The sequence below is a fragment of the Blautia parvula genome, from assembly GCF_020215665.1.
GTDB lineage: Bacteria > Bacillota > Clostridia > Lachnospirales > Lachnospiraceae > Blautia > Blautia celeris.
The window spans coordinates 5,303,787-5,329,521 of sequence record NZ_CP084061.1 but is presented as its reverse complement, the minus strand read 5'-3'; the positions used below and the strand labels follow the sequence as shown (position 1 = coordinate 5,329,521).

The window sequence follows — 25,735 nt, the reverse complement described above, 5'->3', positions numbered from 1 at the left end:
CCTCCTCAATGTGTGACCATCACTTTGCCGGCAATGTCACTTTTCCTGATTATATGATTTTTCCCGTCTGCCGCCTGCCGATTATCCTCCAGCACAAAATATTCATTTTCTCCAAGCTCTGTCAGCTCCATGGAGCAGTCCCCGGGATACGTTCCGGATTCCTCATATAACCGGCCGTCTATGTACACGCTGCCCTGTTTTAACTCCACCTGCTCTCCCGGAAGCCCAATCACTCTGGTGATATAGAAAACTCCGTCTCTCTCGTATACAAGGATATCCCTGCGGCATGGTGCACCCGTTTTGTACGCCCATTTATTCATGATATAAGTCTCCCGGTCTCTGACTGTGGGCGCCATGCAGTCCCCTGAGACAATGGCTCTCTGAAACATGCTGGTTGTTACAATAAAAATACCCATACATAACAAAAGGACAAGACCTGCGGCCCCTAAGCGTCTGTAATGGATGCGCTTTGCAATCTTTCGGTACCGCATCCTCTCTTCAGTTTCCTCCTCCCGATTGGGCTCCTCTCCCTTCATCTCTTCATAATACGCCCTGCACGCCCCGCACTGCCTCAAATGTCCGCTGACCAGTTCCTCTGTCTCCCGGCTCAAAGCCCCGTCTTCATAGAGGGGCAGCAAATCCTTAACCGCCGGACAAAAACTTTTATCTGTCATCCCCATATTCCTCCATTCTACCGCGGATCATATTTTTCCCCCGGTGATAGATCACTTTCGCTGAATTTTCCTTTATCCCCATGATCTCAGCAATCTCGTGAAAGGACATATCAAAAAACAGGCGGTAAATCAGTACCTCCCTGTATTTTCCTTTCATTTCCATGATTTCCTGCACCGCACGGGTATACAGCTCCCTCTGTTCCGCTTTCTCCTCCATGCCCGGAAATCCACCACCCTTTAAAAGCTCAGATTCAATCCCAGAAAACTCCACTGTGACAGGATTCTTCTTATAATATCTGCGGCAGACATTTTTCGCAATTCCGCAGATCCAGGTGAGAATACCGGAATCTCCTTTGTATTTCGGAAGTGAAAGGTATACCTGAAAAAAGGTCTCCTGGGTCAGTTCATCTGCCAGGTCCGCATTGGAGTTGGTGAGTTTCAGCAAAAAGTGGTAGACATACCGGCTATATTTTTCGTACAGTTCCTGAAATTCCTGCATATTCCCACCCCCTCTTCTAATTAGTACCTGTTCTTCCAAAATGGTTACAAAAAATCACAAAAGGCAGGTTTTGCCGATTCGGTTAGAACCGCAGAACCTGCCCGTAAAAATATTCCTTAATGATCACTGCCGCGAATCAGCCCCATGCCTGTTTCTGTGGCGCAGGCAGACCATGATCGCAGCGGCTGTGGCCACCGCCAGTATTATGAACGGCAGCGTAAATCCCGGAAAGATATTCCAGAGGAAATCATTCTCTAAAGAAATATTCCGAAGAAGTATCAAAAGTGCAAATGCCGTAAGATAAATCCCCACACAGCTCCAAATGCAGAACTGTTTCTCTTTCCTTTTCCTGCTCTCCATGGCAAGCTCCTGCTGCTGTTTTTCCAGCATCTCCGTTTTTATGGAAAGCTGATCCAGTTCTGAGGGTTTCAACAGGTAATCTGCGGACACCTGGAAGACTTCGCAAAGAGTCACAAGTTTCTCCAGTTCCGGCACAGACTGGCCTGATTCCCATTTGGAAACGGACTGTCTGGAAACATTGAGCTTCTCTGCCAGTTCCTCCTGGGTAAAGCCTTTTGCCTTTCTGAGCTGCAGTATTTTTTCTGATATATCCATTTATTGTTCCTCCTTTTTCTTTCCCCAAATATAACAGACACGGCAGTTGCGTGCCAGCAATCCCTGTGTATAATCCCGCATCCGGCGGTTGCATTTAGGGGAAATGCCGTTATTTCAGCTTAGGAAGTATCTCATTCAGAACCCGGGCGGCTTCATTCAGCCGCTGCAGCTCCTCTTCTGTAAGCTGCTCCTCCAGCATCTGTATAAAGACCCTGTTTTTCAGATAATACTCATCCAGATAAGCGGAGGCCTTCGGCGTAAGCTGAATCCGGACAGACCTTCTGTCCCTCTCATTGCTCACACGCTCCACGAACTGATATTCACTCAGCTTGTCGATCAGCTTGGTGACCTGCTGCTTGGGCACCTTCAGTTCCCGGGCCAGATTTGTCATGGTAATGGCACCGCACCTCTTCACGGTTTCCAGACAGTAATAGGTTTCCAGGCTCATCTCCCGGTTCAGTGTGTCCTTAAATGGTTTGATCAGCTTGGCATGCCAGTTAGGCATCACAAGCAGCAGATTTTGAACAAATTGTTCCGATATCTTTTCAGTCTTCATCCTTTTTCTCCCCGTTGACAAATATATGGAATCGTGCTATTCTAATAAATTAGTAAATAAAATATGACTATCATATTTGTATTACAATATATATTGATTTTGTAACAGCAGTTTTTACACGTTAAAAGAATCAGAAAAGGAGACGCAGACATATATGTCAAAAAGTAAACGGAACATAACGAATGTGATAAAAGATAACTTTCGTTTCAGCACACTGAGTTTTATCTTCATCATTTTCTATGTGAACATATTTCAAATTTTATTCGGCCCCGAAAACTCCATTGTGGGTGTCATCTTTACCATCATGATGTCAGCCTCCATGGTGCGTGACCTGACTGCCACACCCTTCCGGCATCTTTTCATTCAGGCGCTGGTACTTGTCTGGATGGCGGCTGCCGCATTCTGGGTCAGCACATTACCCGCTCCTCTGTCCTTTGTCATTAATTTTATCACATTATTGGTAATTTTGTATGCTTTTACATATGAATATTCAAATCATATATATTTTCCTTATATTTTATCTTATTTATTCCTTATATTTATTTCTCCGGTAAATGCACCGCAGCTTCCGAAAAGAATGCTGGGTATGGCAGCCGGCGCTGTGTCTATTATGCTGTATCAGTGGATCATGGGAAGAAAAAGAGTGGTGGAGACTGCAAAAGATGTGCTGACTGAAATGATCGATGACATCTCTCTACTCATTGCCAATCGGCTGGGCGAGACAGAGGAGGAACCGAATCCTGCGGATATCCGCAGCAAGCTCTGCCGCCTTGGCAGAACCGTATACGAGCGCAGGAAAAAAGTCATGTGTGTGTCCGACGCCAGCTTCTCCATGATCGCCGCGGGACGTGGACTGGAACACCTGCTGATGCTGGTCCATGAACTGCCGGAGAAACTGTCTGACCGGGAAACGGCGATTCTGCTGTACACCTCTGACCAGCTTAAATCCTTCCGCGCCTTTCTGCAGAGGGATACCGTAAAACTTCCGCTCCCCGTTTTCTCTGATTTTCCTGACAGCGGAGACAGTAAAACAGACCGTCTGTTCCGCAGCACCCTGCAGTATACACAGGACAGACTCCTGCACATGACTGACCCGCTGAACAAAACACATTACAGGAAAACCGCCCTCTCCTTTAAGGTGCGTCTGCAGGCAGCGCTTGATTTGAGCCCTGTAAGAGCCGTCTATGCCTTCCGTACCGCGTTTGTTTTGTCCTGCGCCACCCTGCTTGTACAGTATCTCGGCCTGCCTCACGGCAAATGGCTTCTGTTTACCCTGGCCTCTGTCTCCCTGCCCTACGCAGACGATGTTCCCGCCAAAATGAAAAAGCGTATACTCGCCACCATAACCGGCGGTATCTTATCTGTTGTGATCTATTCTCTGATCCCGTCCCCGGCCGGACGGACGGCTGCCATGATGCTCTCGGGATACCTGTCCTTTTATTTTACGGATTACAGGGAAACCTTCGCCTGCTCCACCATAGGTGCCCTGGGAGGCGCTGTCTTTACGGGCAGTTTCGGTTTTCAGGCTGTGAGCAGTATGTTCCTGATCCGGCTTGGCTACATTCTGGCAGGAGCAGCCGCGGCTTATATATTGAACTGCATTATCCTCCCTTACAGCCGCGCCAAAGCAACGAGGCAGTTATGGAATAAATATAAATCCGTCACGGAACTTCTGGATAAAATATGCCGCTCCGAATCCATGGACTCCCAGCTCTATTACCATCTGGTCATCCAGGCCTATCTGCTGGAAGAAAAATTATCTCAAAACGCGGATTTGGAAAAGTGGAAAGAATTTCCCGGACTTTTGGCCATGTATCAGGAAAAGATACGAAAGGCTCACAGAAAACTGATCGCGGGGCGGACAAATGCCCCTGTATTTGAAGGCGGACACCTCAGTTAGGTGCCGCCTTTACATATGAATATCCCAATCATATATTGGATAGACCTGCTTCCAAAGACACTTCTCAATCCAGCCAGAAATCCCCTGACATCTCCAGCATTTTTTCCGCTGCGCCAGGACCATAAGTCCCCGGTTCATATTCATAGACGGGAAGATTCTTTTCATGATACCTCTTCCGTATGTCATCTACATATTTCCAGCTCGCCTCGATCTGATCCCACTGGGAGAACCAGAACCGCTCTCCTCTGACACAGGCACCCAGCAGCCTCTCATATGCTTCCGGTGTGTTCATCTGGTTGATGAAGGAACAGCTCTGGCAGAAATCCATTTTTGCCTGGGCAATCTCATCCTCCTCGCCGGGCTTTTTAATATTGAACTGCAGATAAACGCCCTCTGTGGGCTGTATCTTAATGTTCAAAATATTAGACTCCACCTGAGGCGCGGCGGATTTAAAGACCACAAGGACCTGCATCTCCCGATGTCCCAGCTTCTTTCCGGTACGGATGTAAAAAGGCATGCCCCTCCATCTGTCATTATCCAGAAAGACCTTCAGGGCAGCATAGGTCTCGGTCACGGAATCCTCTGCCACTGCTTTCTCTTCCCGGTATCCCCTGTACTGCCCCAGGACCAGACTGTCCTCGATATTTTCCGGCGTATGCAGGGAGGACAGCACACGGATCTGTTCCCTGTGCATCTCCTCTCCTGCCAGCATCAGTTCCCCGGGCTGTTCCATGGCTACAATGGAAAGTATCTGAAACAGATGATTCTGCACCATATCCTTCATGGCTCCGCTGTGGTCATAGTATCCGCCCCTGGTCTCCACGCCCACTTCCTCCAGGGCTGAAATCTGTATGCATTCTATGTGCTCTGCATCCCACACACCTGAAAAAATAGGGTTGGCAAACCGTATGGTCTGTATATTCCGCACCATTTCCTTTCCCAGATAATGATCGATCCGGTAAATATGATCCGGATGGAAGAAATGCTCCATTTTCTCGTTCAGCTCTTTTGCTGCCGCCAGATTTTCACCGAAGGGCTTCTCCAGCACCACTTTTCCCCGGCAGGCATGCTCCACATGGACAAGCCCTGTCACAATGGAAGAGAAAAATCTGGGTGCTACTGCAAAATAGAAAATATGGCTGCCTGCCTCCATCTCTTTATAAAATGCATTGAGCTGTGCATAGGCCTCCTCATCTGTAAAGTCCATTTTATAGTAGAAAATCCCTGCTGCCAGCCTGTCATAATCCTGCTCCGTGTAGGGAAGGCGGGCAAACTTTTCCACCCAGTCCCTGGCGATCATCCGGTACTGCTCACTGGTATAGTCCCTTCTGCCGATGATGATCACCTGTCCCACGGATTCTGTTTTATTGGAAACCGACATATTGTAGAGTGCCGGAAGCAATTTTCGAAACGTCAGATCACCGGTCCCTCCGAAAATAGTAAACGTAAGTTTTTTATTCATATCCCTGCCCCCATTCATGGTGGAAAGTGCCTTCCCTGTCAGTCCGCTCATAGGTATGGGCACCAAAACAGTCCCTCTGTGCCTGAATCAGATTGGCCCCCACGGGCATTCCCCGGAATGCATCCAGATAAGCAGCGGCCTGGCTCATGGCCGGCATGGGAATGCCTGACAGGATACCGCAGGAAAGCACTTTTCGCAGGCTCTCCTGGTTTCTGCTGATCTTATCCAGGAAAAATTCATCCAGGATCAGGTTGTTAAGTTTCGGATTCTTCTCAAATGCTCTTGTGATGTCATTTAAAAACTCTGCCTGGATAATACAGCCGGCACGGAATATAGCCGCGATCCTTCCGAAATCCAGATTCCATCCGTATTCCGCGGAGGCATGAAAGAGCAGATCAAATCCCTGTGCATAGGCCACAATCTTGGCCGCATAAAGCCCTTCCCTGACCAGATCTGCAAATGTCTCCTTGCGGGAGTCTGTTTTTGGCACCGCCTCCGTAATTTGGGGACCCGGGATGACTTTTTTCGCCTCGGCGCGCTGTTCCAGCCGGTTTGACATAATCCTTGCATTGCAGGCCGCGGTGATCATGGACACATTCACGCCCTGTTTCAGAGATTCCAGACTTGTCCACCTTCCGGTGCCTTTCTGCCCGGCACTGTCCACAATGTAATCCACAAGCTGTCCCTCTGAAAAATCGTCTGCCTCCCCGAAGATACCCGCTGTAATGCCGATAAGGAAACTTTTTAATTCTCCTTTATTCCATTTTGAAAATTCCTCTGCCAGCTCCTGATTGTTAAACCCGCCTGCGTATTTTAAGAGCAGGTAAGCCTCTGCGATGAGCTGCATATCCGCGTACTCGATTCCGTTGTGCACCATTTTCACATAATGGCCTGCACCGTCCGGTCCCATGTATGCGCAGCAGGGCTCACCCTGGGCCTTTGCGGCAATCGCCTCCAGAATGGGCGCGATCTCCCGGTAAGCCCGGGCATTCCCCCCCGGCATAATGGACGGACCGAAACGCGCGCCCTTTTCCCCGCCGGAAACACCAACGCCGAAATAGTGGATGCCCTTTTTTCCAAGTGCTTCTGTTCGTCTTCTGGTGTCTTCAAAAAAAGAATTTCCACCGTCAATGAGAATATCCCCTTCTTCCAGAAGAGGCTCCAACTGGGCGATCACTGCGTCCACAGGTCTGCCCGCTTTTACCATCATCATGAATTTTCTGGGGCGTTCCTGTGATCCCACCAGATCTTCCAGAGTATAAAATGGGATGAGATTTTTATGGGGATGTTCCTTTATGACAGCTTCTGTCACCTCTTTACTTCTGTTATAGCCTCCTACCTGAAAGCCGTGATCCGCCATGTTCAGCGCCAGGCTTCTGCCCATCACTGCCAGGCCTATGATTCCTATATCTGTTTTCCGCATGGTGTGCCTCCTTATATTTCCTCCAGTATTACAGAAACCCCTTCCGGAATCTCCGCCTGTCCTGTTATTTTTACAATTTTTCCGCTTTTCAGGTCCCTTTTCATACTGACAAGACCACCCCGGTTCCTGTTTACTGCCAGTAGAAACTGTCCGTCCTCACTGAGGATAAAATCTCGGGGATGTTCTCCCTGGCTGGAAACGCGCTCCACCAGTTCCATACGTTCCCCGCCCACATACAATACAGCAATCTGATTGGTTCCCCGCAGAGAGATATACAGAAAACGTTCATCGCCAGATAAGCGGACAGCCGCAGCCGCACCTGCCTCCTTCTTAAGAAGGGGAAACGCCTCCAGGAGCTGAAACCTGTCTTCCCTCACCGCAAAGGAATATACTTCATTGCTCCACTCGCCGACGACCCAGAATCTACTGTGGGTCCTGTTAAATATCCCGTGCCTGGGTCCGCTCTTTTCCGGGAAAAGCAGCTCTCCGGCCTTTTCAAAATTCCTTTTCCTGTCAAAGTACAGGATTCTGTTTTGTGTCAGACAGGGAACAAGCATAAGCGGCCCATGAAATAAAATCTGATGGCAGCCTGCCAGGGGTGCTATGGCAATCTTCTTTACCGTACACAGTGCATCCTTTTCCCCGAACCTTTTTTCATATATCATGACCAGACCCTCATGATAGTTTGCGGTATACACATAAGTTTCATCCTGAAGGATATAGCAGGGCGTATGCGTCTCCCCCAAAACCTCTCCCAGAACCTTCGCTTTCCCCTCTGATATGTCTAAAAGACAGGTGCCTGCTGCCTTATCCTTTGCCACGGGAACTGCCATGGTGTTCTTGTACAGAGAAACCCATTTCGCATCCCCTGCCTCATAGAACAGTTCCGGCTGTCCTAACGCCCCGCTGTCTGTGTCGAATGTAAACCGGTATACGCCCCTGCTGTTTTCAGAAGCATATGTGCCTATAAATCCATTTGTGATTCCCATGTCTTCCGCCTCCTGACCTGCTGTTCTTCCTAAACTGCTCTATGCGGGTTTTCCATGACTTTGACCCCTGATGAAGTACCTGCCGCAATACGGCTGCACATCTGTCCAAAGTACCCGGTCTCCACAACTCCCGGCATATTGCGGATCTGCTCTGCCGCCTGGGAAATATCCGTATTTTCGGCAAACTGCACATCCAGTATAAAATTTCCGCTGTCCGTCAAATACGATTTTCCATCTCCCATGCGCAGGGCGGGAACTGCTCCCATATCTGCGATTCTGCGTTTTACAAAGGGCATACCAAAAGGAACGGTCTCCACAGGAAACGGAAACGCTCCCAGTCGTTCCACCAGCTTGCTCTCATCCATGATCCAGATGACTTCCTCTGCCCAGGAGGCAATGATCTTCTCCCTCAAAAGAGCACCGCCGCCTCCTTTGACCGCTCTGAACTCCCGGTCTATCTCATCCACGCCGTCAATTGCCAGATGGATCTTCCCTGCCTGCTCCGGTTCAAGAAGCGGTATCCCAAGGGACGCTGCCAGCTGCTCGGAATCCCTTGATGTGGCGATTCCGTAAAAGTGAAGTCCCTGCCCATACCTTTTCCCTGCTTCCCGGATCAGATAACGGGAGGTCGTACCTGAACCAAGTCCGATCGTCATGCCCTCTTTGATGTAATCAGCCGCGGCCCGGGCTGCCTGCTGCTTTTGCTGCTCTTTTTTATGATCCATTTTCCCACCCCTTTTTGTTATTCCCCAAATGGATGAATCTCACTCTGCTGCTTTTGAGGTTAGATAAATTCATGTTGTTAATGTAATTATATTTGTTACAGTTATATTTGTCAATGTATTTTTATGTTTATATAGACAGAGCCATGCCCCTGTAAATGATATTGTCCATTTACAGGGACATGGCTCCACGGGATAAATACAAAAAATCAGAGCATCAATCGCCTCCGACTGATGCTCTTTGAAATTATTGGCTGTCAAAAATGTATTGGCTGTCAATCTGATATTCCCGGCTGTGTTGCCCGCCTTCGGTAATTCTGTGAAATGCGGTCACTGCTTAAAGCATCATATCCTTCTTTTCGAGAATCGCTTCAGCGGCTGCACATGCCGGGCAGTCACAGTATTTTGCTCCGGCTGCTTTGATCTCCTTCGCGTGTGCTGCAACGTTCTTCGCAACATCAGCTCCGAAAACCTGTGCTCCGGCATCTGATTCTGCAAAAGCGATCAAGCCGTCAATGGGCATAATATCGGCTTCCAGCTCAGCAATGTATTTTTTCGTTTCTTCTGCCTCATTTTCCGTTCCGAGTGCATCCAGCCAGGCCTGAGCTGCTGTCTTTGCCTCACTGCTGCATGATGCCGCATTCATTAAATCGTGTGTTTTCCCAACAACAAAATCCAATACTTCTTTTTCCATAATTGACATACCTTCTTTCTTTTGGAATATCTATATTTTACCATAAAGGTGATGCAAATAGAAGGTATGGGGAATATTTAATATTTATTTTATACTCTGTCCTTACTGCTGTGGCCTATGGCCTGTTCTCTGAATCAGTCCTAATACACCGGCGCTGGTCTTACTATCCAGATTGCCTGTGGTTCATCCGTAAACTGGTGCCCCTCTCCCTCATCCTCTTAAAAGATCTATCTGTGGGGATATCCTCTGGCGTCTTAATACTCCTTTAGTGATTGCCAGTGAGCATAAAAGGACAACGATACAATAGATCAAAAGAATGCCAACCGGAAATTGATACTTTAAATACGTCATCAATTCCTGCTTCAAAAATCCGCACAAAATAAATCCCATACCACCGCCTGCCAAAATGGATAAAACCAATCCGGCCGCAACAACGATCAGTCCTTCGCAGCATATCATCCTTGTAAGCTGCTTCTGCGACATTCCTACGGAGCGCATAAGAGCAAATTTTTTACGGATGCGGCTGATGATCGATACAAGGGAATATATATCTGTCCATTCGAACAGAAAAACACAATTCTATATCTGCTGGTAAACGCCGAAAGCCTTTAATTCAGCTGGATTTCCGCGAAAGCAAACAAACGGTTTCCACATGCGGTGGGACGGAAATTTTATACTACATGGCGAAAGTTTGCTCTACCCCGTCCTTAAAAAGGCTAAAATCTTCCAAATTTCGCGCGTTTGTATAAACCATAATGAAATCTGTACGAAACATTCGTATCAACTGGCACCTTAGGCTCAATATTAGATATACTTTTTTCTCTGTAAGAAAAATGATAATATGCGTTGGGCTCTCCACAATTTTCAATAGCAGCAATTACATTACTATCATATAGTAACTGCAAGAACTTCTTTGGGTCATCTACAAATTCTGGAATATCACTCGCGTTTGTTAAAATATAATCTGTAAATTTTTCATATAATTGATAATACTCTTCATATGAAAAATCACTATCTCTAAAATAATCAAAGAACTTTATAAAATGATTAAAATCCTCAATAGAATAGTAAAATGATAACTGATCTTTCAAAGAACTCATAAAATATTCTGAATAGGCATTTTGAAAATCATCATTCTGATAAATATTAAATGAAAATTCCATTTCATCTCCTAGACCATCTCTTAACATAAGTTCATGTAATATTTGCAATATGACCACTATATCTCTCGGCCTTGATAACGAAATTCTAAGAAATTCCATGAATGCTGTGTCATATTCTCTTCCCTGATTTGTAGTTGGTAATTTCCAAGGAAGATACTTTTCCCATATATCCACTATCTGCTCTGATTGTTGGTATTCCAAGATTCTTTCTGATACTTTATATAAATTTGATGTTTTATAATCCTTATATGTAGTTCTCCAATCCAAAAACACAGCATTATCCCTTAGTTTATTCGTTGCGTTTTGAAGATTCAAAGCCGAATATATATCTGGTCTTAGCAACAAGACAATCTTAAAATGACCTTTTGAATCCTTAACATTTTGAAATAATTCTGTGTTTAAAGACCAGCACGCATCCGCTAGCCCACGAATACATTGAATATAATCATCATATGGAATAGTATTTGGTCTTACATCAATACCATCTATAAATAAATTTACATTTTTATTTAATTTCAGTTTCCTAATTGCATCACTAAAATTTTTTTCTATATAATATAGATTCATTTGAAACCGTGTTTCAGAAAATTCGAGTTTTGTTCCTGTTTTCCCTCCAACTTCTGAATATTTACATATTAACTTTGCTGCTAACTCTGTTTCATCAACAATTTTTAATGCTGTGATAATTTCAGGGGTAAATGCATTCATATAATATTCATCAATGGCACTAATTAAATTATCAATATTACTTTTATGAAATATTGAAATAACCTTATCATCATCAGTTATGCTTTTACTTAGCAGCAATAGAAGTATAACCTTCCATATTCCCACAAAGTCTGTTAATTCTAAATTCTTCTGCTTCTTTATATTATAAAACTTATCATAATCTGTTGCTGAAATATACGTCAGCATAGTTTTATTTTCTTTATAGTTATTATTTTTAAGAAAAACAGAGTAAGCTGTCTTTCCCGTTCCCTTTTCTCCAATCAGAAAATAAATATTAGGGTTAATAAGCTTCTCTAAAAAATAATTCTTCACAAAAATATCATTAAACATTTTTTTATTATCCCTACGAGAATAATTTTGTGCATCCGAAAATCCTAAATTTAGCTCATCAATTTTTTTCATCTTCGTCTCCTTCTACAATATATTTATGTTTACTATACTGACTTCAACATTTAAGTCTATCTACACTTTTGCCAAAACATTCATTTCCTTACCCCACCACAGTAGCCGGAAACATATTTCATCCCAACCAGCCACATAAACACACCAACATATCCACTCCAAATCCCCGAACCCCTTTGATTTACTGCCCTTTCCTCTCCAGCAGAACCACGGTTTCCACATGCACTGAAGCCGGAAACATATCACAAACCGCCACCCTCTCAAGCCGATACTCCTCACTGCACAAAATCTTCAGATCCCTTGCCAGTGTAGAGGAATCGCAGCTCACATACACGATCCGCTCCGGTCTCATAGCCAGCATGGTTGACAGCAGTTCCTCATCGCAGCCTTTCCTTGGAGGGTCCACCACGATAACATCCGCATAAATCCCCTTCTCTTTATATTCCCTAGGCAGAACCTCCTCTGCTTTCCCCACATAAAACTCTGCATTTTCGATTCCGTTCAGCTCTGCATTTTTCTCTGCATCCTCTATGGCCGCCGGAACAATCTCCACACCGTACACCTGCTTAGCTTTCTGTGCCAGAAAAAGGGAAATGGTCCCAATCCCGCAGTACAGGTCCCAGACTGTCTCATTTCCCGTAAGGCCTGCGTATGCAAGCGCTGTTTCATACAGCTTCACAGTCTGCACCGGATTGACCTGGTAAAAGGAGAGGGGGGAAATCTGGTATTTTACATTACCGATGTAGTCCGTAATATATCCCTGTCCCCACAGCGGAAGTATCTTCTCCCCTAAGATCACATTGCTGCGCTTCTTGTTCACATTGGCCGTAATGCTGGTCATTCCCGGAATTTTTACAAGCCGCTCAATGAGTCTGTCCTTTTTCGGAAGGCTGTCCCCGTTGATGATCAGACATACCATGATCTCCTTTGTGGTAAAACCATAACGGATCAGTGCATGGCGGACAAGACCTTTCCCGGTCTCCTCATGGTAAGGCTCCACATGGTTCTCTTCCATATATTCTATGATAAGGTTTAATATCTCCTCATTTTCCTCCACTCCCAGATAACAGTTTCTGTTTGGGATAATCGCATGGGTCCTGCCTGCGTAGAAGCCGGTCACAATATTGCCGTCTTTGTCTTTTCCAAAGGGAAACTGAGCCTTATTCCTATATCTCCAGGGATTCTCCATTCCCATTACCTTTTCTATGGAAAAATCCCGGAAGCCTCCGATACGGCGCAGGTTGCCTTCCACCTTGTTTTTCTTGAATTCCAACTGTTTTTCATAGCTGAGAAACTGAAGCTGACATCCCCCGCATGCCCTGGCCTTCGGGCATTTTGGTTCGGTGCGGTCAGGGGATGGGACCAGGACGTTCATAAGGCGGGCAAATCCATAATTCTTTTTTGTCTTCATGATCTTGGCTTCCACCTCGTCACCGATCACTGCGTCTTTGATAAAAAGGGTATACCCGTCCGCTTTTCCAATGCCGGAACCGTCATGACTCATGTCTTCTATTTTCACTGTGACCATATCATTCTTCTTAAATTCCATCTCTATCTTCCTTCCATCCGAAAACTTTTCACTGTCTGCTTTCGTCCAAAAAGGGAGTGGCTTCTGCCTTATGGCTGACTGCCGCTCCCCTTTTTCTACCTAAATATTCTGTTCCTGTTATTCTTCACAGCCGCTTTTTCTCAAATTGGACTCAAACAGCCGGTTATATCCCAGCCATTCCTTATTTTCCCCTGCTGCACGGAAGATTTCCGTCAATGTCTCCATCTTGGCATCCGTATTATCCGCAAGGTTCAGTGCCACTGCCTCTGCAAGCGCAGGTTTTTTCGGTGATCCGTATTCCAGTTCGCCGTGGTGGGCCAGAATACAGTGTTTCAGCTCGCTCTCCAGCTTCTCCGGAAATCCCGGGATTTCCCGGGCTTTATCATGGATCATCTCGGCTCCGATCATAATGTGTCCCAGAAGCTGTCCGTCATCCGTATAGTCATTCATGGGAAACGGGCTGAGTTCCTTGGTCTTGCCGATATCATGAAGCATGGCTGCTGTGATCAGCAAGTCTTCATTGAGAATGGGATATGTACTGCAGTAATAGCTGCAGAGCTTCACTACACTCAGAGTATGCTCCAAAAGTCCACCGATAAATCCATGATGCACGGTTTTTGCAGCGGAATTCCCCTTGAATGCCCTGATAAACGCCTCATCTTCCGCAAAAAAGCTGTGCAGAAGACGAGAAAGATAAATATTCTTCACCCGGCTTACGAAATTCAGAAGCTCGCCATACATGGCCTCCACGCTTTTATCACTGACCGGAAGATAATTTCCGGGCTCGTATTCTCCCTCAGATGCCTTGCGGGCCCGCTTGATGCTCACCTGCAGAGATCCCTGGAAGCTGGTCACATCTCCCACAACATCCACGTAGTCCAAGGTATCAAAATCATCAATCCCCAGCGAATTAGGGTCCCAGATCTTTGCGTCTATGGTGCCTGTCTTGTCCTGTAAAATCACATTTTCATAGGGTTTTCCGTTTTTTGTGACTGCCGGCTGCTTATGTTTGCACAGATAAATTCCCGCTAACTTTTCGCCTTCGTGCAGTTCATTGATAAATCTCATATTTCAACCACCGGCGCGGTAAAATGCATGCCGCTGCCGGTTCTGTGTGTCTGTTTCACACAGAATCCTTTCTTTTTATAATGCCCCCAAAGTCACTTCAAAAGTAACTTCCACATAGCCTTCGGTTCCCTGGCGCATTGCCTTGACTTCTATGACAGAACCGGCTTTGCAGGATTTTAGCTGCTGCTGATAGCCTTTTACTGTCTCCACCTTTTCTTTGTTGACCTCCACGATCACATCCGCATTGCGGATATCGGCCTGCATGGCCGGTGAATCTATCTCCACACCTTCTACGAAGACACCTTTGGGGATGCCTTTCTTCTCGGAAATCTCTGAGGTGATCGTCTGCCCGGTGACTCCCATATAAACGATATCCTTATTATTGGACAGATTTTCAATCAGATCCTTTGTCTGGGATATGGACAGACCGGTGATGATATTCTTTGTGTCGGCCTTGGCGAAAGACTGGGCTATCACACCCACAACTTCCCCTTTCAGATTCACAAGAATCCCGCTTCCGTCTCCGCTCCCCACAATATCGGTTGTGAGAATGCCGTACTCCGCGTCCACTTTAGACACCGAATTGGTGGTCGAAGTCACCACTCCATAAGCTATAGAATCACTATACCCCATCGGGCTTCCAATTGCAATAACAGGTTCTCCCTGATTTAATCCGTATGAATTGCCCAGAGGCGCTGTTATGATCTTTTCCTTTGTCTCTGCTGAGATGTCGGACACGGGAACCTTCAGGATGGCAAATCCCGTATTCTTATCCGCTTTCTGGAACCTGGCATCCACCACGCTCCCATCGCAGAATACCACCTGTATCCGGTCCACATTTTCCACGATTCTGTACTCTGTGAGTATAAACATCTCCTGCCCGTTATCCGCAACGATCAGACCTGATATCTGGTTTTCATAAGGTGTCTGAAACCAGTCCTCATCCTTCTTGCTGCCGATCACCGTCACCATGGCCTTCTTTGGCTCTTCCGCCTGCTTCAGAATCTCTGTGTACAGGTTCTTGTAATCATCCAGTGTGATCTCCCTGGATTCCGCCTGAGCTGCCTGGCTGTCCTCAGCGGATTCATCTGCTGCCTGCTGCTCTGACTGCCCATTGTCCTGGGGATTCTGCTCCTCCTGGGTTCCCGGCTCTTCGTCTCCCGGAATGTTTACATAGGGAACCTCTTTGCTCTGTACGTTTTTCTCTATCTTGGGTTCCACATAGGCAAATGTCAGCGCAGCCGCAAGGCCGAAAAGAACCCCTCCGGCTGCAAGAAAGCCGGCGTGCCTGGCCAGCTTTTTTTTATCAATAGGGCGCTCTTTGATTGTCTCTTTCAGGAACTCGTAATTATCTGCTCCGGTGTCCTGTTCCTGCTTTTCATCCTCGTGCCTTAAATCTTCTTTTTTTTCATCATCCATAACACATCTCCTGCCGCTCTGTAAAAGATGCCATAAACTTTTAATTATTTTACCAGATATATGTGAACAATTTATGAAGAAGGCGAAAATTATTTCCTGCTGCCCTCAAAAAGTCCCTTTTCTTTCCGCCCGATATGCGTTAGAATAAGAGTATCTGTATCATGGCGAAATTATGCCGTGACAGAACCGGACATATTAATCAGATACTTAAAAAGGTGAATTTTATGAATGAAAAAGCATTACGAACTCTGGAATATTATAAAATCATAGAACAGCTGGAGAGCTTTGCCACCTGCTCCATGGGAAAGGCACTCTGCCGGGAACTGACTCCTCTGGATGAGATCGGTAAGATTGAGGTCATGCAGCAGGAAACCGCAGATGCTCTGGCCCGTATCTATCAGAAGGGCAGCCTGTCTTTCGGCGGAGTGAAGGATGTCCGCGGCTCTCTGAAACGCCTGGAAGTGGGAAGTACCTTAGGCGCCGGCGAACTGCTGGCCATCTGCTCTCTTCTGGAAAATACAAACCGTGCCAAAGCCTACTCCAGAAAAGAGAATGAGGACGAGCGCACAGACTCCCTGGACGGCATGTTTGAGGTTTTACAGCCCCTGACTCCTCTGTCTGCAGAGATCCGGCGCTGTATTCTCTCCGAGGAGGAGATTGCTGATGACGCTAGTCCCGGACTGCGCCAGGTGCGCCGCTCCATGAAAAATACCAATGACAAGATTCACAGCCAGTTAAATTCCATTGTGAACGGCGGTTCCCGCTCCTATCTCCAGGATGCGGTGATCACCATGCGCAACGGCCGCTACTGTATTCCTGTAAAGGCAGAGCACAAAGGCCAAGTCCCCGGCATGATCCATGACCAGTCCTCCACCGGCTCCACCATTTTCGTGGAACCCATGGCGGTTGTAAAGCTAAACAACGACCTGAGGGAACTGGAAATAAAAGAACAGCAGGAAATTGAGATCGTGCTGTCAAACTTAAGCGAACTGGCTGCCGGGAATCTGGAACTTATAGATGACAACCTGAAAATTATGGTGGAACTGGATTTCATCTTTGCCCGCGCCCTGCTGGCCAAATCCCAAAATGCCTCAGAACCGGTATTTAACCGGGAAGGAATCATTGATATCAAGAAGGCCCGCCACCCGCTTATCGAAAAGCATCAGGTGGTTCCCATCGATGTGCGCCTGGGCGAATCCTTTGATCTGCTGGTAGTCACAGGTCCAAACACGGGTGGTAAAACCGTCTCCTTAAAGACCGTCGGATTATTGACCCTGATGGGACAGTCAGGCCTTCATATACCTGCCTTTGATAATTCCCGTCTCAGCGTTTTCAAGGAAGTTTACGCGGATATCGGGGATGAACAGAGCATTGAGCAGAGCCTCAGTACCTTCTCCTCCCACATGACCAATGTGGTGCATTTTATTGAAAAAGCGGATAAAGATTCCCTGGTGCTCTTTGATGAGCTGGGCGCCGGCACAGACCCCACAGAGGGCGCGGCTCTGGCAATTGCCATTCTCTCCTCCCTCCATGACCGCGGTGTGCGCGTTATGGCAACCACCCACTACAGCGAATTAAAGGTCTATGCCCTCTCCACCCCCGGCGTGGAGAATGCTTCCTGTGAATTTGATGTGGAGACCCTGCGTCCCACTTACCGCCTGCTCATCGGCGTTCCCGGAAAGAGCAACGCATTTGCCATTTCAGGCAAGCTGGGACTGCCGGAATATATCATTGACCGTGCCAGAGAACAGATCAGCCAGGAGGACGAATCCTTTGAGGATGTACTGACCAGCCTGGAACAGAGCCGCATCACCATTGAGACTGAGCGGGAAGAGATCGCCTCCTACAAAGAGGAGATCAAGGCCCTCAAAGCCCAGTTAGAGGAAAAACAGGATAAACTGGAACAGCGGAAAGAGCGCATCCTGGCGGAGGCCAATGAGGAGGCACACCGTGTTCTTCGGGAAGCCAAGGAATACGCTGACCAGACTATGAAAGTCTTCAATAAAGCCGGAAAGGAAACCCTCTCCGCAAAAGAACTGGAACAGAGACGCTCCGAACTGCGTAAAAAAATGGATTCCGCAGGCAAAAAGGTGGCGCTTAAGACACCTCCCAAAAAAGCATCCACGCTCCGCCCCCAGGATCTGTCCCTAGGCGATTCCGTCAAGGTTCTGAGTATGAATGTAAAGGGAACCGTAAGCTCCAAGCCCGATGCCAAGGGCATGCTCTTTGTACAGATGGGCATCCTGCGCTCCAGGGTACACATTTCCGATCTGCAGCTTCTGGACGAACCGGTCATCACCGGCCCGGCACTTTCGAGAACAGGCGCCGGCAAGATAAAGATGAACAAATCCGCCTCAGTCAGCACAGAGATCAATCTGCTCGGCAAGACCGTGGACGAAGCTGTGGCTGAACTGGACAAATACCTGGATGACGCATACCTGGCACATTTAAACAGTGTCCGCATTGTCCACGGCAAGGGCACAGGCGCCCTGCGGAAAGGCATCCACAACTACCTCAAACGCCTGAAATATGTAAAGGACTATCATCTGGCTGAATTCGGCGAAGGGGACGCCGGAGTCACCATCGTAGAATTCAAGAAATAAACCATAGGGGGTATATCATGGCTGCGAAACAGAAAATACTGATCGTTGACGACGACAACAACATTGCAGAGCTTATCTCTCTGTACCTCACCAAGGAATGCTTTGACACCATGATTGTCAATGACGGTGAGGAGGCGCTGAAGGCATTTGCTTCCTTCGGCCCTAACCTCATTTTACTGGATTTAATGCTTCCCGGAATGGATGGCTATCAGGTCTGCCGGGAAATCCGCCACAAATCCAATGTTCCTATCATTATGCTCTCCGCAAAAGGGGAGATCTTCGACAAGGTCCTGGGACTGGAACTGGGCGCGGATGACTATATGATCAAACCCTTTGACTCCAAGGAACTGGTTGCAAGGGTGAAGGCTGTCCTCCGCCGCTACCAGCCCACTGTGGCTCCGGGAAACCAGCCCTCAGGCAAATACGTGGAGTATCCTGACCTGGCTATCAACCTGACCAACTATTCTGTTGTATATTACGGAAAACAGGTGGATATGCCGCCAAAAGAACTGGAGCTTCTGTATTTCCTGGCTGCCTCCCCCAATCAGGTCTTTACAAGGGAACAGCTCCTGGACCATATCTGGGGATATGAGTATATCGGGGACACAAGAACCGTGGACGTACATATCAAACGTCTGAGGGAAAAAATAAAGGACCACCCCGCCTGGTCCATCAGCACCGTATGGGGTATCGGCTATAAATTCGAGGTCAAAAACGGATGAAAAAATCGCTTTATATCAAGTTTGTGGCATTCTTCCTGATTCTGGGGTTTATCGGTTTCTTCACAGTTTCCATGATAGGCCCCTCCATGGTGGAGAACCATCTGGAGGATGTCTACAGCGGAGATTTATACCGGGAGGCTTCCTCCATCGCAGAAAACAGAGCCTCCAAATACTATCAGGAACAGGCGACTCTGGACAGCGTTGCCATGAACCTGAAAACCCTGTCCATCTATCAGGATGCGGAGATCTGGCTGATCAGTCCCCAGGGTGAGATTCTCCTGAGTACATCCGATGATTTTTCTGAGGATGAGACCAGGACCATAGAGCATTTTAATCCCGGGCACTCCAGCGGCTCCTACTACCAGATCGGCTGTTTTTACGACCAGTTTGCAGAGGATCATCTGAGTGTCATGGTACCTGTCACCTGGAAAATGTCCATTCAGGGATATGTGGCCATGCATCTTCCCATGTCCATTCTGCAGGAGCAGGAGAACGATGTGATGAATATTATCTATCTTCTGATCCTGATCCTACTTCTGATCATGCTGCTCATGCTGGCTGTATTTTCCTTCATGGTCTACCGCCCGCTGAAGAAGATCATCGCAGGAGCTGATCAGTTTGCCTCCGGTAACCTGAAGCACAATATCCCGGTGTACACAAGGGATGAGATGGGCTATCTGGCTCTGACCCTGAATTACATGTCCGATGAGCTTGACAAGACAGGGGAATACCAGCGAAAATTTGTCTCCAATGTATCCCATGACTTCCGCTCCCCCCTGACTTCCATCAAAGGTTACACGGAAGCCATTCTGGACGGCACGATTCCGCCTGAGCTTCAGAATAAATATCTGAACATCGTGGTGTACGAGACAGACCGCCTGTACAAACTGACCCAGAGCCTCCTCACCCTGAACGACATGGACGAAAAGGGCAGAATGCTGGAATATACAAACTTTGATATCAACAATACCATCAAGACTACCGCCGCCGCCTTTGAGGGCATCTGCCGTGAAAAACGCATTTCCATTGAACTGCTGCTCACCGGGCAGACCCTGTATGTATCCGCGGATATGGGTAAAATACAGCAGGTTCTCTACAACCTGATAGACAATGCCAGCAAATTCAGCCCGCCGGATTCCATCATCAAGGTGGAGACCACCATAAAGCATGAGACCGTATTTGTCTCTGTCAAGGACTCGGGCTGCGGCATACCCAAAAGCAGCCTCCCAAAAATCTGGGACCGTTTCTACAAGACAGATCCTTCAAGAGGAAAAGACAGAAAAGGCACCGGTCTTGGGCTCTCCATTGTGAAGGAGATCATCAACTCCCACAACCAGCACATCAATGTCATAAGCACAGAAGGTGTGGGTACGGAATTTATCTTCACCCTCTCCAAAGGGACAGAAAATAAAAATTAAAAAACGGCAGACAGCCGGAACCGGGTTTTTGGCCGGTACCGTCTGTCTGCCGTCTTCTGTTTTCTCACCGTTTTTCACGGAATATTCTATTTACTTCCAGTCATACTTTGTCAGATGCCCTTCTAACTGCATATGGTCAAAATGATTCTGCCGCAGCGCCTCATACAGCACAATGGCAACAGAATTGGCCAGATTCAGGGAACGGATATTACCGATCATGGGGATACGGATCGCTGTCTCCTGGTTGTCCAGAAGAATCTCCTCCGGAATACCGGCACTTTCCTTGCCGAACATAATGTAACAGTCCTCCTCATAACGGACATCCACATACGTCTGAGGGCCTTTTGTTGTAGCCATGTAAATTTTCGCCCCGGGATTGCGCTCCAGAAAGTCCTGATAGTTAATATAAGTGGTCACATCCAGGTCCTTCCAGTAATCCATTCCCGCACGTCTGATTGCCTTCTCATTCAATTTAAATCCCAAAGGCTCGATCAGATGCAGCCTGGTGCCTGTGGCCACACAGGTTCTTCCGATATTCCCTGTATTTGCCGGGATCTCCGGCTCAAAAAGTACAATGTTTAATTTTGCCATATCATTACGCCTCTTTTTTCCAGAACCTTATTTCAGCCGGCCTGCGGATTTTTATCCAAGATATATTTTATAGAGCTCATCGCTCTGGGGTTTGTCCAGGTATCTGGTATCCTCGCCGTTTCTGAGGATCCTGTCATTGCTGTCTGTGACTTTTCCCACAACTGCAGCGTGGATTCCCGCCTGTTCCAGCTTTCTGACCAGACCGAATCCGTCATCTGTTGTGATCAGCATAGAACCGCTGGACATGAGTATATAGGGATTCAGACCCAGTACCTCACACACCTCCACAGTTTCCTGCCGGATGGGTATCTTCTTCAGATCAATATCAAGACCTGTGCCTGAGCCGCTGCCCATCTCCCAGAGTGCGCCGAACACGCCGCCCTCCGTAATATCATGCATGGCTGATACACCCCATGCCTTAGCAATTTTTGCCTCCGGTACCACGGAGAGATACCGGTCAAACCTCTTTGCTGTCTCCACAAAAGAAGGTGCAAAGCGCTCCAGCAGCTTCTTCTCTTTCTCTTTTGCCGCAATGGATGTGCCCTCCAGACCGATCCATTTCGTTATGACAACATCCTGTCCCGGTTTGGCGGCGGAGGTTGTAAGAACCTCCTCTTTTTTTATCCTGCCCACACCTGTGATGGAAATGAGCGGCTGCTTCACCACATCCGTGATCTCTGTGTGTCCCCCCATAACCTCGATATTCAGCTCTTCACAGGCTGACTCCAGGCCGCGCATCATCTCTTTTAACTGTGCCTCCTCTGTCTCGGGAGTCAGAAGAATGGTCACCATGATCCCCAGAGGCTCTGCCCCTGAAGCTGCCAGGTCATTGGCTGTGATATGCACGCTGTGGCTGCCCATATCCTTGATGGTACCGGTGATGGGGTCGGAGGAGAATACCAGCACATCCCCTTTGGCCGGCTCCAGGACTGCGCAGTCCTGGCCAACCGCAGGACCAACCAGGACCTCCGGCCTTCTATGTTGTACTTCTTTTAAAACGGAACGGATCAGCACCGGTTCCGGTAATTTTCCTATCTTCATGTTTCTGTCCTCTCTGTCTGTCAGCTTAAAAAGGACAATGCCATGGGAAGTACCATAGCCAGAACCAGAATTCCCGCCACAATGCCTGCTACCACGCGCTTTACCTTATTATTGTTCATATTCATCATTGTCATATCACCTCATAATCTTTCCATAAGACCCTAAAATGGTATCTATCAGTCGGGAGGCTTCATTTTTAGTCAGGCTCTCCACTTCTGTGCTAAGCTCTATTCTATGATATTTTACTAATTCCTGCAAGTGGCGTTTTTGTGCCGGTGTGGCCGGCCCCTGCTTTTTCACCTTATAATTCAGTATTTTCGGCGCAAAAAGCTCCGAATTCTCCTCACCGTATTCGCTTTTCAGTCTCCGGTAGAGAAGATGTGCCGTCAGCGCGTCATCCAGAGCCCTGTGGGCATTTTCCTGTGGTATTTCATAGTGGAGCCGGAGGCTTTGGAGACTGCGGCTCGGAAGATCTGCAAGCAGCGCCCTGGAAATCTTCAGAGTATCAATTCCCTCTTTTTCAAAAGTAAATCCGTTATTGACTGCGCTGTGTTTTATAAAGCTGTAGTCAAACATGATATTATGGCCCAGAAGCGGCAGCTCCCCGCAGAATGCCACAAGCCCCGGGACCGCGTCCTTTATCTTCGGCATGCCCTTTACCATATCCTGCGTGATTCCGGTCAGCTCTGTGATCCTCCCGGGAATCACCCTTTCCGGATCAATGAGGGTGCTGTAACTGTCCACAACCACTCCGTTTACCACCCTGGCGGCACCTATTTCCAGTATTCTGTCCGATTTTGGGGACAGGCCTGTGGTCTCCAAATCCAGAGCTATATATGCATCCATATCGTCTATTTCCTTTTCTTTTTTTGCCGCTCCCTGTATTCCCTGCAGTAATCTGTCAGAAAGCATTCCTCACACTTTGGATTCCTGGCAAAGCATATCTGCCGTCCGAAGGTGATGATCTGTATATTGTAGAGAATCCAGTGGTCCTTTGGCAGAACCTTCATAAGCTCCATCTCAATCTTCTCCGGGTCTTCCTCTTTTGTGAATCCCAGACGTTTGGAAATACGTTTTACATGAGTATCCACCACTACGCTGGGTTCGTGGAAAATATTTCCCCGGATCACATTGGCCGTCTTGCGCCCCACTCCCGGAAGCTGTACCAGATCCTCCAGCGCACTGGGCACTTCTCCCCCATACTTTCCACAGATCATCTGCGCACATCCTATAATATTCTTTGCCTTGTTGTGATAGAATCCCGTAGGCTTAATATCCTGCTCCAGTTCCTTCAGATCCGCATCGGCAAACGCCTGCATATTGGGGTATTTTACAAATAAATCCCTGGTCACTATATTCACCCTGGCATCTGTGCACTGGGCACTGAGCATGGTGGCGATCAGAAGCTGGCCCGGATTTTCATGGTTCAGATAACATTTATATTCTGTTGTATAGACTTCATCCAGTTTATCAAGTATCTCTTTTGTCCTTTTTGTCATAATCTTCTCCCTGACAGTCAATTCCTGATTCCAGATTCACAGCACACATGGCGGCGTCATACGTCAGCGGGTTCCGTCTCCTGTAGTCAAAAAGTACCGGGAATTCCCCTCTCTTCTTTTCACCGCCCAGTATATCATAGTGAAACACTTCCAAATGTGTCATTTTCATAGTCTGCCTGGCCTGATACCCCTTGTAGTCAGCAAGCAGTACGGGATTTTCTTCCTCTTCTCTGTAAAACGCCTGCAGCCGCTTCTTATATGGTGCCATATCACAGGCCCAGGACGGCCTGGTCTTCAAATTCTCCCTTGCATACAGATCAAACAGCATCAGTTCCCGGAAATACTCCGTATCCGCCTGCTGCCTCTCCTCCAGATATTCCAGCAGGATTTCATACCTCCGTATCCGTGTATGAGAGATTCCCTGGTATCCCTTCTCATCGTAAAAATCTGCCAGCGCTTCATACATGGAAAATGCATCCGGAAACAGTTCTTCCATGGCTTTTACCGTGCGGATAAACTGACCGCTGTTGTAATAGACCTCCACCATCTCTTCCACACCCTTCAGCCTCAGCACATCCCCGTAGGAAATCCAGTTTGTCTTAAGGACCTCATAGGGTTCTGCCTCCTGGTAGACACATCCATAGGCCTCTGCCATCTCATGCATATAAGACCCTTTCAGCACCTTCAGAAATCCAAGCTGAAGCTGCTGGGGTCTGAGGTCGTAGACCTGCCCAAAGGAACGGCGGAAGCTCTCGTAATCTTCATAGGGAAGACCCGCGATCAGGTCCAGATGCTGGTGTACATTTCCGCCCTTCTGCACCTTCCTGACCGTTTCCGCTATCTTGTCAAAGCTGGTTTTTCTCCTGATCTCCCTGATTGTTCTCTCATTGGTAGACTGCACTCCGATTTCCAACTGAATCAGACCCGGCCGCATGGAGGCGATCAGGCTGATCTCCTCCTCCGTCAATAAATCGGCGGCGATCTCAAAATGAAAATTCGTCACGCCGTTGTCATGGTCCCTGATATATGTCCAGACTGCCATTGCATGCTCTTTTTTGCAGTTAAATGTCCGGTCCACGAACTTCACCTGCGGCACCTTTTCATCCAGGAAAAACTGCAGCTCATCAAGCACCAGGTCCAGGCTTCTGAACCGCAGTTTCTTGTCAATGGATGACAGGCAGTAGCTGCAGGAAAAGGGACACCCTCTGCTGCTCTCATAGTAAATGATCTTGTGTGAGAACAGAGCCATATCCCCATAGGGAAATACCAGCTTGTCCATATCCATAATGGGTCTGGAAGGCGTTCGCACGATTTGCCCTTCCTGTCTGCAGACAAGCCCCCGGATGGCAGCAGGCCCGCTGCTTTCCTTCTCTGTTCTCTTTTCGTAGTAAGAGGCCAGTTCCAGAAAGGTCTCCTCCCCTTCCCCGCACATGACACCGCAGGCCCAGGGACAGCGCTCTAAAAATGCCTCCGCGTCGTAGGAGACCTCAGGCCCGCCCACCCAGATATCTGTCTCCGGAAGTATTTTCCTGATGTCTCCCATAATGTCTTCCACAAAGGAGATATTCCAGATATAGCAGGAGACACACAGCACCTCCGGCTTCTGCCTGTACACGCCACGCAGGATCTCATCCTTCTGCTGATTGATGGTATACTCCGCAATCTCCGCCCGGATACCATGCCGGGCAGCATAGGACTGCAGGCTGTACACAGCCAGATTGGAATGTATATATTTGGCATTGACTGCCATCAATAAAATCTTCATTTCTCATCTCCGTTCTTCTTCTGCCCGCCGCAGCCCCTGCCGCACTCCCTGCAGTTTCCGCCGCAGCCGCAGAATTTCCCGTTTTTTATATCTTTGACTTTTTTCCGGATCACAAACCCGGCATAGACTGCCACCGCAGCGGCGAGTATTATGGTCACTGCCATATTTCCTCCTGTTCCAAAAGAGGTGCCGCACACTTAAGCCTCCTGCGAAGCCCGGTACCGCACCCCTA

24 protein-coding genes are annotated in these 25,735 nt (G+C 47.7%); 4 read left to right on the top strand and 20 right to left on the bottom strand.

The window, feature by feature from the left end:
* Positions 1-5: 5 nt before the first annotated feature.
* The 4 genes from lepB to LC508_RS24255 all read right to left on the bottom strand — a co-directional run bounded on the left by lepB (position 6) and on the right by LC508_RS24255 (position 2,344).
* On the bottom strand, positions 6-674 hold the full coding sequence (gene lepB / locus LC508_RS24270; RefSeq protein WP_158587284.1) for a signal peptidase I: 669 nt from the start codon (positions 672-674) through the stop codon (positions 6-8).
* The gene (locus LC508_RS24265; RefSeq protein ID WP_033140749.1) at positions 664-1,173 is read right to left on the bottom strand and encodes an RNA polymerase sigma factor; all 510 of its coding nucleotides are present in this window, start codon (positions 1,171-1,173) and stop codon (positions 664-666) included. Before LC508_RS24265 ends, lepB begins: the two co-directional genes overlap by 11 nt.
* Positions 1,174-1,296: 123 nt before the next feature.
* Entirely contained in the window at positions 1,297-1,788 is a 492-nt protein-coding gene (locus LC508_RS24260; protein WP_033140748.1) for a helix-turn-helix domain-containing protein, read from the bottom strand.
* Between the two features lie 109 nt (positions 1,789-1,897).
* Positions 1,898-2,344 (bottom strand): MarR family winged helix-turn-helix transcriptional regulator, encoded by a 447-nt coding sequence (locus LC508_RS24255; RefSeq protein ID WP_033140747.1) that lies wholly within the window; start codon positions 2,342-2,344, stop codon positions 1,898-1,900.
* A 154-nt stretch (positions 2,345-2,498) separates the two neighbouring features.
* Here LC508_RS24255 and LC508_RS24250 point away from each other — a divergent pair, with 154 nt between their 5' ends.
* On the top strand, positions 2,499-4,244 hold the full coding sequence (locus LC508_RS24250; RefSeq protein WP_118593982.1) for an FUSC family protein: 1,746 nt from the start codon (positions 2,499-2,501) through the stop codon (positions 4,242-4,244).
* A 64-nt stretch (positions 4,245-4,308) separates the two neighbouring features.
* On the opposite strand, the gene zwf is transcribed toward LC508_RS24250, so the two are convergent.
* From zwf to LC508_RS24200, 10 genes are all read right to left on the bottom strand, one after another.
* Positions 4,309-5,706: a glucose-6-phosphate dehydrogenase gene (gene zwf / locus LC508_RS24245; RefSeq protein ID WP_103732586.1), complete on the bottom strand. Its 1,398-nt coding sequence runs from the start codon at positions 5,704-5,706 to the stop codon at positions 4,309-4,311.
* Positions 5,699-7,129, bottom strand: coding sequence for an NADP-dependent phosphogluconate dehydrogenase (gene gndA, locus LC508_RS24240; RefSeq protein ID WP_103732585.1), 1,431 nt, complete (start codon positions 7,127-7,129; stop codon positions 5,699-5,701). The genes zwf and gndA overlap by 8 nt, the downstream gene beginning before the upstream one ends.
* Positions 7,130-7,140: 11 nt before the next feature.
* Positions 7,141-8,118 (bottom strand): beta-propeller fold lactonase family protein, encoded by a 978-nt coding sequence (locus tag LC508_RS24235; RefSeq protein ID WP_033140743.1) that lies wholly within the window; start codon positions 8,116-8,118, stop codon positions 7,141-7,143.
* 29 nt (positions 8,119-8,147) lie between these two features.
* The gene (rpiA, locus tag LC508_RS24230; RefSeq protein WP_033140742.1) at positions 8,148-8,843 is read right to left on the bottom strand and encodes a ribose-5-phosphate isomerase RpiA; all 696 of its coding nucleotides are present in this window, start codon (positions 8,841-8,843) and stop codon (positions 8,148-8,150) included.
* Positions 8,844-9,177: 334 nt separating this feature from the next.
* Positions 9,178-9,534: a hypothetical protein gene (locus LC508_RS24225; RefSeq protein WP_033140741.1), complete on the bottom strand. Its 357-nt coding sequence runs from the start codon at positions 9,532-9,534 to the stop codon at positions 9,178-9,180.
* A gap of 210 nt (positions 9,535-9,744) precedes the next feature.
* Positions 9,745-10,065 (bottom strand): FtsX-like permease family protein, encoded by a 321-nt coding sequence (locus tag LC508_RS28795; RefSeq protein ID WP_408612337.1) that lies wholly within the window; start codon positions 10,063-10,065, stop codon positions 9,745-9,747.
* Between the two features lie 185 nt (positions 10,066-10,250).
* Positions 10,251-11,828 carry a P-loop ATPase, Sll1717 family gene (locus LC508_RS24215; protein ID WP_186970941.1) on the bottom strand — a complete coding sequence of 526 codons (1,578 nt, stop codon included), beginning with the start codon at positions 11,826-11,828 and terminating at the stop codon, positions 10,251-10,253.
* 181 nt (positions 11,829-12,009) lie between these two features.
* A complete protein-coding gene (gene rlmD / locus LC508_RS24210; RefSeq protein ID WP_103732994.1) occupies positions 12,010-13,377 on the bottom strand; it encodes a 23S rRNA (uracil(1939)-C(5))-methyltransferase RlmD in 1,368 nt (455 codons plus the stop codon).
* A gap of 117 nt (positions 13,378-13,494) precedes the next feature.
* Positions 13,495-14,445, bottom strand: a complete 951-nt coding sequence (locus tag LC508_RS24205) for a 3'-5' exoribonuclease YhaM family protein (RefSeq protein ID WP_103732993.1) — start codon at positions 14,443-14,445, stop codon at positions 13,495-13,497.
* A 75-nt stretch (positions 14,446-14,520) separates the two neighbouring features.
* Complete coding sequence (locus LC508_RS24200; protein ID WP_033143112.1) at positions 14,521-15,864, bottom strand: S1C family serine protease; 1,344 nt, start codon at positions 15,862-15,864, stop codon at positions 14,521-14,523.
* 224 nt (positions 15,865-16,088) lie between these two features.
* On the opposite strand from LC508_RS24200, the gene LC508_RS24195 reads away from it, so the two are divergent.
* From LC508_RS24195 to LC508_RS24185, 3 genes are read left to right on the top strand one after another with little or no spacing between them, the layout of a single operon-like run.
* Positions 16,089-18,467, top strand: coding sequence for an endonuclease MutS2 (locus LC508_RS24195; RefSeq protein ID WP_118593989.1), 2,379 nt, complete (start codon positions 16,089-16,091; stop codon positions 18,465-18,467).
* 17 nt (positions 18,468-18,484) lie between these two features.
* Positions 18,485-19,189 carry a response regulator transcription factor gene (locus LC508_RS24190; protein WP_018592951.1) on the top strand — a complete coding sequence of 235 codons (705 nt, stop codon included), beginning with the start codon at positions 18,485-18,487 and terminating at the stop codon, positions 19,187-19,189.
* On the top strand, positions 19,186-20,607 hold the full coding sequence (locus LC508_RS24185; protein ID WP_103732984.1) for a sensor histidine kinase: 1,422 nt from the start codon (positions 19,186-19,188) through the stop codon (positions 20,605-20,607). Before LC508_RS24190 ends, LC508_RS24185 begins: the two co-directional genes overlap by 4 nt.
* Before the next feature lie 90 nt (positions 20,608-20,697).
* On the opposite strand, the gene LC508_RS24180 is transcribed toward LC508_RS24185, so the two are convergent.
* From LC508_RS24180 to LC508_RS24155, 6 genes are all read right to left on the bottom strand, one after another.
* Positions 20,698-21,198: a tRNA (cytidine(34)-2'-O)-methyltransferase gene (locus tag LC508_RS24180; protein ID WP_033143110.1), complete on the bottom strand. Its 501-nt coding sequence runs from the start codon at positions 21,196-21,198 to the stop codon at positions 20,698-20,700.
* Positions 21,199-21,249: 51 nt separating this feature from the next.
* On the bottom strand, positions 21,250-22,239 hold the full coding sequence (locus LC508_RS24175) for an AIR synthase family protein (protein ID WP_054352811.1): 990 nt from the start codon (positions 22,237-22,239) through the stop codon (positions 21,250-21,252).
* Between the two features lie 135 nt (positions 22,240-22,374).
* Positions 22,375-23,085, bottom strand: coding sequence for a 3'-5' exonuclease (locus tag LC508_RS24170; protein ID WP_033143108.1), 711 nt, complete (start codon positions 23,083-23,085; stop codon positions 22,375-22,377).
* Positions 23,086-23,090: 5 nt separating this feature from the next.
* A complete protein-coding gene (gene nth / locus LC508_RS24165) occupies positions 23,091-23,738 on the bottom strand; it encodes an endonuclease III (protein ID WP_054352810.1) in 648 nt (215 codons plus the stop codon).
* Positions 23,710-25,503 (bottom strand): B12-binding domain-containing radical SAM protein, encoded by a 1,794-nt coding sequence (locus LC508_RS24160; protein ID WP_103731631.1) that lies wholly within the window; start codon positions 25,501-25,503, stop codon positions 23,710-23,712. Before LC508_RS24160 ends, nth begins: the two co-directional genes overlap by 29 nt.
* Positions 25,500-25,667, bottom strand: a complete 168-nt coding sequence (locus LC508_RS24155) for a FeoB-associated Cys-rich membrane protein (RefSeq protein WP_103731636.1) — start codon at positions 25,665-25,667, stop codon at positions 25,500-25,502. The genes LC508_RS24160 and LC508_RS24155 overlap by 4 nt, the downstream gene beginning before the upstream one ends.
* Between the last annotated feature and the right edge of the window lie 68 nt (positions 25,668-25,735).

Bases quoted from the DNA above. Each gene is read 5' to 3' on its own strand.
- lepB (WP_158587284.1), bottom strand. From the start codon at position 674: ATGACAGATAAAAGTTTTTGTCCGGCGGTTAAGGATTTGCTGCCCCTC.
- LC508_RS24265 (WP_033140749.1), bottom strand. From the start codon at position 1,173: ATGCAGGAATTTCAGGAACTGTACGAAAAATATAGCCGGTATGTCTAC.
- LC508_RS24260 (WP_033140748.1), bottom strand. From the start codon at position 1,788: ATGGATATATCAGAAAAAATACTGCAGCTCAGAAAGGCAAAAGGCTTT.
- LC508_RS24255 (WP_033140747.1), bottom strand. From the start codon at position 2,344: ATGAAGACTGAAAAGATATCGGAACAATTTGTTCAAAATCTGCTGCTT.
- LC508_RS24250 (WP_118593982.1), top strand. From the start codon at position 2,499: ATGTCAAAAAGTAAACGGAACATAACGAATGTGATAAAAGATAACTTT.
- zwf (WP_103732586.1), bottom strand. From the start codon at position 5,706: ATGAATAAAAAACTTACGTTTACTATTTTCGGAGGGACCGGTGATCTG.
- gndA (WP_103732585.1), bottom strand. From the start codon at position 7,129: ATGCGGAAAACAGATATAGGAATCATAGGCCTGGCAGTGATGGGCAGA.
- LC508_RS24235 (WP_033140743.1), bottom strand. From the start codon at position 8,118: ATGGGAATCACAAATGGATTTATAGGCACATATGCTTCTGAAAACAGC.
- rpiA (WP_033140742.1), bottom strand. From the start codon at position 8,843: ATGGATCATAAAAAAGAGCAGCAAAAGCAGCAGGCAGCCCGGGCCGCG.
- LC508_RS24225 (WP_033140741.1), bottom strand. From the start codon at position 9,534: ATGGAAAAAGAAGTATTGGATTTTGTTGTTGGGAAAACACACGATTTA.
- LC508_RS24215 (WP_186970941.1), bottom strand. From the start codon at position 11,828: ATGAAAAAAATTGATGAGCTAAATTTAGGATTTTCGGATGCACAAAAT.
- rlmD (WP_103732994.1), bottom strand. From the start codon at position 13,377: ATGGAATTTAAGAAGAATGATATGGTCACAGTGAAAATAGAAGACATG.
- LC508_RS24205 (WP_103732993.1), bottom strand. From the start codon at position 14,445: ATGAGATTTATCAATGAACTGCACGAAGGCGAAAAGTTAGCGGGAATT.
- LC508_RS24200 (WP_033143112.1), bottom strand. From the start codon at position 15,864: ATGGATGATGAAAAAAAAGAAGATTTAAGGCACGAGGATGAAAAGCAG.
- LC508_RS24195 (WP_118593989.1), top strand. From the start codon at position 16,089: ATGAATGAAAAAGCATTACGAACTCTGGAATATTATAAAATCATAGAA.
- LC508_RS24190 (WP_018592951.1), top strand. From the start codon at position 18,485: ATGGCTGCGAAACAGAAAATACTGATCGTTGACGACGACAACAACATT.
- LC508_RS24185 (WP_103732984.1), top strand. From the start codon at position 19,186: ATGAAAAAATCGCTTTATATCAAGTTTGTGGCATTCTTCCTGATTCTG.
- LC508_RS24180 (WP_033143110.1), bottom strand. From the start codon at position 21,198: ATGGCAAAATTAAACATTGTACTTTTTGAGCCGGAGATCCCGGCAAAT.
- LC508_RS24175 (WP_054352811.1), bottom strand. From the start codon at position 22,239: ATGAAGATAGGAAAATTACCGGAACCGGTGCTGATCCGTTCCGTTTTA.
- LC508_RS24170 (WP_033143108.1), bottom strand. From the start codon at position 23,085: ATGGATGCATATATAGCTCTGGATTTGGAGACCACAGGCCTGTCCCCA.
- nth (WP_054352810.1), bottom strand. From the start codon at position 23,738: ATGACAAAAAGGACAAAAGAGATACTTGATAAACTGGATGAAGTCTAT.
- LC508_RS24160 (WP_103731631.1), bottom strand. From the start codon at position 25,503: ATGAAGATTTTATTGATGGCAGTCAATGCCAAATATATACATTCCAAT.
- LC508_RS24155 (WP_103731636.1), bottom strand. From the start codon at position 25,667: ATGGCAGTGACCATAATACTCGCCGCTGCGGTGGCAGTCTATGCCGGG.